We start from the raw sequence: 7,695 nt of genomic DNA on the forward strand, positions 1-7,695 counted from the left end.
AATCTTTAAATTCTCTACACCTAGCTTTTAGAAAAAAGAAACAACCTCTCCTATACTTGACGTTGTATGGGCTTAGCTTGATAGCGATGGGGTAGCACCAACAAAACGCGAATTTCGTACGCTAAGCAAAATTTTATAAAGAAAAAGCCGATTTCCCTATATATTAAGGGCATCGGCTTTTGTTCATATTCTTTTACTTAATCAATTTCTGACATGAAACTTATAATAATAAATTTTTTAAAAAATAATAAAATTACTTATACTAACTAGAAAAGGGTTCATACTGTACATTTTAAAATATTAATTAAGCACTAATATTTTGGTTATGCGCTGTTTCACCTTTATGGGAAACATAACTGTGTGCTATCATTCCTAGCATTATTACAAACATGCCACACCAAGATAAAATAGAGGGGAATGAAGAATGTAATAAAATTAGTTCTCCGATAACAGCAAAAAGCACCTCCATGGATTGTGTTGCTTCAACAGTTGCAAGTTTCTGCATATCTCCTTTAACCATATCAGTAGCTTTAAAAAATAAGATAGTGGCAATTACACCAGAACAAATAGCAACTAAAATTGATTGCATAGTTTGTTCTTTACTAGGCACTCCTACTGTAAAAAGACCGTACAAGGATAGTAAAAACCAAAATGGTAAGCTAGCTAATGTCATTCCAAGGACACGTTGATAAGCATCTAGCCGATCTCCACAAACTTCCATCATCTTACGATTCCCGAGCGGGTAAGCAAAAGAAGCCACAATAACAGGGATAATACCTAATAAAATATCTTTGATAGCGAGTGATTTTGCTTGCTCCATTTGCATAAGGAAAATACCAAGAAGAATAATCAATGACATACCCATACCCTTCATTGGGATTTCCCCTCTTTTCTTAAGAATTCCATCTGGTGTTTGAACGGTTTGAATAAAAAAAGGAGCCAGCAAAGATCCTGATATAATAGTAATTTGCCATGTCCCAGCAATTATCCATCCTGGTGCATGTGCAGCGGCAAAGCATAATGGAGCGTAAAATAGACCAAATCCTACAAAGCTCCATAAAAACCATGTTCTTAAATCCTCTCTCATAACTTGTAATAATACTTTTAATTTTTTCCTACTCATAACAATAAGTAACAGGAATGGAAGCATGAAAATAAACCTTAGTGAGGCACTCCATATCCAGTTACCACCTGATAGTTCCATTGCTCGATTCAGTATAAATGTGAAAGCAAAAAAGAAAGCCGCACATATACCTAAAAAATAGGGCGCAAATTTCTCACCTCAATCTATCTCATAAGTCATTAATTTCTCAAGACTTAACCAGTTTTGTTCTACAAGATGTGCTGTTGTCTCTTTATCTTTATTTTTGCACGCCTCTATAATTTGCTGATGTTGTTCTACTGACTTTAGACCATTTATAGAAGTGAACTGAGAAATCTCGAGACGTTGAATCTTAGATATACTTCGTTCTAACGCACGAATGATTTCAGGATTTCCTGCCACATCTAAAAAAACATTGTGGAATAACTCGTCAGCTTCAATTGCTTTTATAATATCTTTTTTCTCAATAGATAATAGTAAAGCCTTATTACTGAACTCTAATTCTTGAATATCCGATTCTTTTAATAACGGTACTGCTAAACGAGCAGCTAACAAGTGTAAAACTGCTACCACAGTAAATGCGTGTTTCGCCTCCTCAATATTTAATGGTGCCACACGAGTAACTGAACCAGGAATAGATTCAACAAGTCCTTCATCCTCAAGACGCTTCAACGCCTCTCTAACTGGAGTACGGCTAATTCCAAATTCTTCTGCTAATTCTTTGTCATTTAAGCGTTGCTCCGGTTGCAGCTCTAATGTAACGATTGCTTTTTTCAAAGTTAGATATACTTCATCTCTAAATGACATACGCTTAATGGGTTTAATAATATCTTTTTTCATAAAACCAATATATCGGATATTGGTTTTATGGTCAACTATAATTTTTTAATAAAATATACTCAATTAACAAGTTCTAAAAACGACCGTTTATGGAACTCTATTTAGTTTTAACAAAACTGAAAGAAATACGGTCAAAAACCAGTTCTAAAACTCATTACTAAAAACAAAGTTCCATAACAAACATTAAATGTCGTTTATGGAACTTTGTTAACGTACGGAAAAAAACAGTTTTTAACTTAGAAATGCCTTAGCGTACGAAATTCGCGTTTAGTTGGCGAGACTCCATGCCCATCAACCTAAGATTAAGTAAAAGTCCGTTCAACTGGATTTTTTCTGTTTTCTAAAGAGTTGATATCAGCTATCTAAAAAATCTGCATACCAAATAAACCCTAACGAGTTTCATTTTTTTAATTAAGCTACATGATTGTGAGTAACAAAACAATTGTACATGACACCCAATATATCAAAGACTGTTTTCTTCTCATATCGATGAGATTTTCTTCCGTTTTTCTGTAAAAAATTAAACAAACGAAGCAAGATTTTTGATAGTTCTTGAGTATCTTTTTGTAGAGCTTGATAAAGAAGTAGTAGAAAGTATTCTTACAGAATGACATATACATATACCTATTTATAATTTACACAATGAAAATGTCGATATAGTTATACGCAACTATAATTTGTTGATTCTCTCTATTTTCGTTCGTTGTGTTCGTTTGTTTTGTAAAACAGGGCAAATCTATCAATTCTATTAAATCCATCAATTCAACTATTACATATTATTATTCGATTCATATACTATAGTAGATTGCTAGAAAGGAGGCGTGAGCATGGACAGTTGTGTTTTGTTCGTTAATGGACAACCTTTTTTAGTGGTCTCAGTTGCTGGAATCGAAATTGCTAGATTAGAGCTTTCTCTTCAATTAGCATTGACTTTAATAGCGTTAGGGATTCCAATTTGCGCGTAAACCTTAGGTATTTATTAAAAAGAGGGCTTTTGTCCTCTTTTTTTTATTTTCTCCTTATCTTTCCTTAACAACAAACAAGACGCCACCCAGATCACGGCAGCGCCTACGACAATTACTATTGGTTTAATCATTTAATCAGGTCTTTATTCAATATTTCAATGATGTCTTTAGATTCAGGAACTTGTATCAACACACCTACACTAGCAATAGCATTTCCTAATTCTTCAAATGCTTTCGTACATCCTTCAGTAGTTTACCTTAATCGTTCAATCCTTTCTTCTGCTTCTGCTTCATCAGTATCTACATAAACTTCAATATCCAATGTATTTCTTGGTTTCTTCACTTCTTCCATCCTCCCTTTTTAGTTGTCTAATTTGTACAAAATAAAAGAGCACCTAAACTTGTTAGGTACTCCGATATATAAAGTGGTGCCACCACGTACTTCAATATATAATCGCCCTTATTAAAAGGTGCAATAAAATAAGCACCTTTTATAGGTGCCAAATAAAACGTTAGGGTAGTAATCGTATGTCAGAAAGAGCTTTTAATATCATTATATGAAGCTTGGCTTTCGTTATGTCTATAATAACTTTCAAATAAGTTTAATGTGTAATTTCTATATAACAAAAGAAAAAAAGCGCCTGTATTCAGACGCTTGGTTGTTCAGCTTTAATTTGTGCTTGCAAAATTTTTAAAGTTTTTTGAAGTTCTTCTTTCTTTTCTTCAAATCTTTTCTTTTTTCTTTCGATTTCTTTTTCTAAAGACTCCAAACTTATTCTAAGTGTGGCAATTCTGGAATTCTCGAATGATTCTTTTCTTTCTTCTTCAAATGTCCCGCTTACAATTTCTAAAATTTCAATTTTTCTTGATAAAGTGTAAGCCTGAAGTTCGTCGTCTTTTTCAACTTTTTCGATAGTTTTTAATTCGTCTTCCAATTGCGTTTGCCATTTTATTAGCTCATCCATAATATCTTGTGCCATTTCCTTATCACCTCAACTACATCAATTCGACATAATCAGATATAATCCTCTTTATACCAAACAAAAAGCCATCACCAAAGTGACAGCTTTCTAGGGGATGGGAGAAAAGAGAGAAAACAAATGGCAAAGTTTCTCTTAGATCAAGGCTGAGTACTCTCAACCTTCTCCAAGCCACCGCATCAACTAATATGGCTACACGCCCTCTGTGTCAGTGACTGGGAGAAGACTAAGAATCTTCTCGTTATGCTCCGTGGAGCTGGTCAATACATCGGCTGTTGGAGGTCCTTAGCTGACCAAATCGTTTATATAACCGGAATTATTATATCCAAGACGTATATGTTTCTTCCGACGCCTTGTTTGAACCAATACACTAGAGGGACGGAAGGGGAATGTTTCCGCTGTATTGGCTCAAACAAAGAGTGGAACTCTTTGCCCTCGTTTTGGTCATTAATAAGAATCGTGAGTAATTACTAATGTACAAGATACGTATACTTTTTAGCTTTTTAGAATGCAAGTGTCACTTAATCATGAGCAACCACACCATTCCATTTTAAAATAAGGTCAAGAACAAACATATTAGAGAGAAATAGACTTATATTTATTATCAACCCAGAGGACGTATTCCGAGCTGATTGATAAATACAATAGAAACAGCATGACGAATGCGAGTTATCTCACACCCGCCACACTGGAATATGTCATTGTTATGCATTCATTGGTTTTTTCGTCTTAACGCGGGTTCTTACCGCCGTGCCCGCCCTACTATGCGGTATACGTTACCGTGACATTCTCGCATAAGAACGTTTCACTTATAGGTGTACTAATCCTCTTCGATATGCGGTTGTCAAAGGGCTTGTACATATAATTTATAATTTTTAGCATTTTATTTAGTCCCCCAAAAAGTTCGCGTTTTGTTCGCTATTTTTAGATGATTCCAAGTGCTGTAGCAATCAATTTAACCGCACTCTGCTTCTTCTCATAGAAATATGTCTTCTTAAGTAGTAGATCATGATAAACATCAGAATCTTTTACTCTCTCGTTTTTCAAAAACTTACGCTCGACGATTTTACGCTCATCTTCATCTAATAAATTGTTAAGCGCCTTCTCAACCTGCTGCACCTTCCATCTACTCGTATTCCTTGAATCACGTAACTCAGGGAATAAACTGATTCCTTCCTGCTCCACATCATTACTGAAACGCATCTTGAGTGCTCTGTACTCCTTTAATACACTTACTACTTCCTTTTGTACTTTCTTATCATCAACAGCTGGTAATAATGTTAATTGTCTCTCCATGAAGGAATCCCCCTATTTCTGAATTTGTATTTTTAATATCACATAAGGTACGTGAAATTTTACCATCTCATTGTTGAATAAAAGAACCATGCATAGCTAATAGCCCCCACCATCCACTCTGCATGGTTCCGTTATCCATTAAGCCTTTAATAACTTACGTGTCTTGTTGGCCATCTTCTCTTTTGCTGCTTCAATGTTATTTGCTACTTTCTTATGATCCTGATCAAACTGAATCATTCCATCAAACATAACTGGTGCTACTGCTTCATCTACGTATTGTAAGTAATCCACTGGCGCTCGTTCCGTCTGTTCTACTAAGTACAAGTCTGCTCTTGGTATAGACTTCTTGCCCTTTGGTTGATGAGACATCCTTACGTAAGATTGAATAACTGATAATGGTACCACGAATACTGACTTGTCCTTGCTAAATTCAATAAGGAAGAAACAAATCGCTCCCATCTTCTCTGCTTTCTCCAAGTAATCTAATTGGTGCTGCGCGATGTTCTTTAAATCAAATCGTCCAGGATTCTCTGTAGATTTTGCTTCAAAAGCTATTGCTCGTCCCTTATACACGCCATCATAGTCTACTGTACTCTTAGCTTCATAGAATCCTTTTATTACTTGGCTACCCTTACTCTTAATCACCTTCACAGGAGTCGGACGCTTGTTTATAAGCGCCACTCCACCTCTTTGATACATTTTCATTAGCTAGATTAATAAGCTTCTCAAATGCCATCCCACGATTTCCTAGTCCCATTGTCGTTCCTCCTCAACGTAATAATTTTTCATCCAGTAAACACACAGTACGATCCTTGCTATACTCCAAATCGAATCTGAGTATTGATTCATCCAAAAAAATCTTGCTACTTCTAATCCGTTTTCTAAAGATGCTACAGTAAAGAATATTGCTGCCCATTTTGTAGCTTTACCGTTCAGTATTACTAAACCTATCCCAGCCATTAAACACGCTCCGCCAAGACCTGCTGATACAATCCACCATTTTTGCAAGAAAGCAGATACAATGGCTGTTGCCAAGTTAAGTGCCACTAAAATTATAAACAGGCGTGTCCAAAATTTATTACTAATTGTCATTTCTCCTAATCTCACTTTCTATTAAAAGGATTATTTTGTTTAGTTTTGTAATAACTCTGGATTTTCATAAATATTGCCTAATACTTTTATATTGTCGTACCATCTAAACTCAAATCCTGTATATCCTCCATCACCTGCATTCGCTTTATAAAGATTGATAGGACATTTCTTATATGTAGCCTGTTTTGTATCGTATACAACAACCCCTGTCATTCTTTCTCCTGTTTCAATCATTGGGTTGTACCAAATAACTACATCACCCTCGTATATTTCATTTCCATCTGAATCCTTTTGCTCAATAAACTGCATTAAAACGATATTGCCTTGCTTGTGTTCATACAATGGATCATGGAATGACTCCACATCATCCTCCATATATTCTGCCGCTATATGTTCGCCATCAACTTCATCTTGTAACACCCATGCACGAAACTTTATTTCCCTCATTTTCTTCTTCCTCCCCTGAATAAATCTCAATATTCCGTCAATAATGTAGACAACCCATTAAGTTCCTTTCTCCTAGTTCCCCCTTGGAGAACCGAGCAGTTAGCTTTTGCTAGCTGCTCTTATTCATAAAAAGCCATCTCAGTTTCAATTTCTTTTACCTCAACTTTAACTTCAATAATGTTAAACCCTAAAACTTCTGCACAATATTTAGCTGATGCTTTTGAATAGAATTTTTGCGCCAATTTCTTTTCACCAGACACTGTAATTACGTCAAATGGGGCTTGCATATCATCATAAGTAGTACCAGCATCGCTAACCCACAATTTCCCTTTTCTCACTAAATAATAATCTTTCATATCCATTCCTCCTCGAATAAATTTCTAAATCTTGTCCATACTATAAATACACTTGAGTTCTGAACTTCCTTCTTAATGCTTTTCTGGAGAGTAGTTAGCTTTTGCTAGCTGCTCTTTTAAATTTACGTCTATTCTTCTGTCTTCTCTTTTTGCAATCCATATTGAATCTATCCAGCCGATCCATACCGAAGACCATTCTTGCTTCTCTATAGTGAAGTTACGATGCAATTTCCGCTTTCGAATACGCTCTTTGAGTTTGTTTAGCCGTTCATACTCTCCACTAGCAGTTAATGTAGCTCTCCACCTATACATCCGCATGTATATCCCTCATTTTCTACAAAATGAAATTTTTGTTTAGTTTTCTTTCATTTCCGAATAATATTTTCAGCCCTGTTCATACTATTTTTGTAAGCGCAGCGTTTCTTTTGTACAACGAGCAGTTAGTTTTATTAACCAGCTGCTTTGTTGTATTAAATTTCAACCTAAGTACATGCTATTTATGAAATGCTTGATTGATTGTCATTTGAGGTAGGGTAAGTACCCAGCGCCTTATCATATTTCTATGATAGGTTTCCATGTACTCCCCCCCGAACCGTACGTACTTGTCTCCAAGTATA

At 35.4% G+C, this 7,695-nt stretch carries 9 protein-coding genes and 2 pseudogenes; 1 reads left to right on the plus strand and 10 read right to left on the minus strand.

The features are described 5' to 3' along the window. Nucleotides 1–304: 304 nt before the first annotated feature. The 3 genes and pseudogenes from MR169_RS27565 to MR169_RS27575 form a co-directional block, all read right to left on the minus strand. The gene (locus MR169_RS27565) at nt 305–1,204 is read right to left on the minus strand and encodes a DMT family transporter (RefSeq protein ID WP_242320369.1); all 900 of its coding nucleotides are present in this window, start codon (nt 1,202–1,204) and stop codon (nt 305–307) included. A 78-nt stretch (nt 1,205–1,282) separates the two neighbouring features. Beyond that, nucleotides 1,283–1,942: a GntR family transcriptional regulator gene (locus MR169_RS27570; protein ID WP_242320370.1), complete on the minus strand. Its 660-nt coding sequence runs from the start codon at nt 1,940–1,942 to the stop codon at nt 1,283–1,285. 411 nt (nt 1,943–2,353) lie between these two features. Then, a pseudogene (locus tag MR169_RS27575) lies at nt 2,354–2,536 on the minus strand (IS4 family transposase); the annotation flags it as partial. Nucleotides 2,537–2,769: 233 nt separating this feature from the next. On the opposite strand from MR169_RS27575, the gene MR169_RS27580 reads away from it, so the two are divergent. Next, nucleotides 2,770–2,907, plus strand: a complete 138-nt coding sequence (locus MR169_RS27580) for a DUF3956 domain-containing protein (RefSeq protein ID WP_081114064.1) — start codon at nt 2,770–2,772, stop codon at nt 2,905–2,907. 647 nt (nt 2,908–3,554) lie between these two features. Here MR169_RS27580 and MR169_RS27590 read toward each other — a convergent pair. The 7 genes and pseudogenes from MR169_RS27590 to MR169_RS27620 all read right to left on the minus strand — a co-directional run bounded on the left by MR169_RS27590 (nt 3,555) and on the right by MR169_RS27620 (nt 7,396). Further along, the gene (locus tag MR169_RS27590; RefSeq protein ID WP_242320371.1) at nt 3,555–3,887 is read right to left on the minus strand and encodes a hypothetical protein; all 333 of its coding nucleotides are present in this window, start codon (nt 3,885–3,887) and stop codon (nt 3,555–3,557) included. A 924-nt stretch (nt 3,888–4,811) separates the two neighbouring features. After that, the gene (locus tag MR169_RS27595; RefSeq protein WP_061884980.1) at nt 4,812–5,183 is read right to left on the minus strand and encodes an ArpU family phage packaging/lysis transcriptional regulator; all 372 of its coding nucleotides are present in this window, start codon (nt 5,181–5,183) and stop codon (nt 4,812–4,814) included. Between the two features lie 138 nt (nt 5,184–5,321). Further along, a pseudogene (locus MR169_RS27600) lies at nt 5,322–5,940 on the minus strand (Holliday junction resolvase RecU). Then, nucleotides 5,931–6,275, minus strand: coding sequence for a permease (locus MR169_RS27605; protein ID WP_242320372.1), 345 nt, complete (start codon nt 6,273–6,275; stop codon nt 5,931–5,933). Before MR169_RS27605 ends, MR169_RS27600 begins: the two are co-directional and overlap by 10 nt. A 39-nt stretch (nt 6,276–6,314) precedes the next feature. Continuing rightward, the gene (locus tag MR169_RS27610) at nt 6,315–6,722 is read right to left on the minus strand and encodes a YopX family protein (protein WP_061884976.1); all 408 of its coding nucleotides are present in this window, start codon (nt 6,720–6,722) and stop codon (nt 6,315–6,317) included. A 119-nt stretch (nt 6,723–6,841) separates the two neighbouring features. Then, nucleotides 6,842–7,078 carry a hypothetical protein gene (locus MR169_RS27615; RefSeq protein WP_061884975.1) on the minus strand — a complete coding sequence of 79 codons (237 nt, stop codon included), beginning with the start codon at nt 7,076–7,078 and terminating at the stop codon, nt 6,842–6,844. A gap of 72 nt (nt 7,079–7,150) precedes the next feature. Then, nucleotides 7,151–7,396 (minus strand): hypothetical protein, encoded by a 246-nt coding sequence (locus MR169_RS27620; RefSeq protein WP_061884974.1) that lies wholly within the window; start codon nt 7,394–7,396, stop codon nt 7,151–7,153. Nucleotides 7,397–7,695 lie beyond the last annotated feature (299 nt).

The sequence above is a fragment of the Bacillus cereus group sp. BfR-BA-01349 genome (genome assembly GCF_022663795.1).
Classification (GTDB): Bacteria; Bacillota; Bacilli; order Bacillales; family Bacillaceae_G; genus Bacillus_A; species Bacillus_A cereus.

What these genes read in the sequence shown, in the direction of transcription:
- MR169_RS27595 (WP_061884980.1), bottom strand. Translation starts at nt 5,183, where the DNA reads ATGGAGAGACAATTAACATTATTACCAGCTGTTGATGATAAGAAAGTA.
- MR169_RS27565 (WP_242320369.1), bottom strand. Translation starts at nt 1,204, where the DNA reads ATGGAACTATCAGGTGGTAACTGGATATGGAGTGCCTCACTAAGGTTT.
- MR169_RS27605 (WP_242320372.1), bottom strand. Translation starts at nt 6,275, where the DNA reads ATGACAATTAGTAATAAATTTTGGACACGCCTGTTTATAATTTTAGTG.
- MR169_RS27570 (WP_242320370.1), bottom strand. Translation starts at nt 1,942, where the DNA reads ATGAAAAAAGATATTATTAAACCCATTAAGCGTATGTCATTTAGAGAT.
- MR169_RS27590 (WP_242320371.1), bottom strand. Translation starts at nt 3,887, where the DNA reads ATGGCACAAGATATTATGGATGAGCTAATAAAATGGCAAACGCAATTG.
- MR169_RS27610 (WP_061884976.1), bottom strand. Translation starts at nt 6,722, where the DNA reads ATGAGGGAAATAAAGTTTCGTGCATGGGTGTTACAAGATGAAGTTGAT.
- MR169_RS27620 (WP_061884974.1), bottom strand. Translation starts at nt 7,396, where the DNA reads ATGCGGATGTATAGGTGGAGAGCTACATTAACTGCTAGTGGAGAGTAT.
- MR169_RS27580 (WP_081114064.1), top strand. Translation starts at nt 2,770, where the DNA reads ATGGACAGTTGTGTTTTGTTCGTTAATGGACAACCTTTTTTAGTGGTC.
- MR169_RS27615 (WP_061884975.1), bottom strand. Translation starts at nt 7,078, where the DNA reads ATGAAAGATTATTATTTAGTGAGAAAAGGGAAATTGTGGGTTAGCGAT.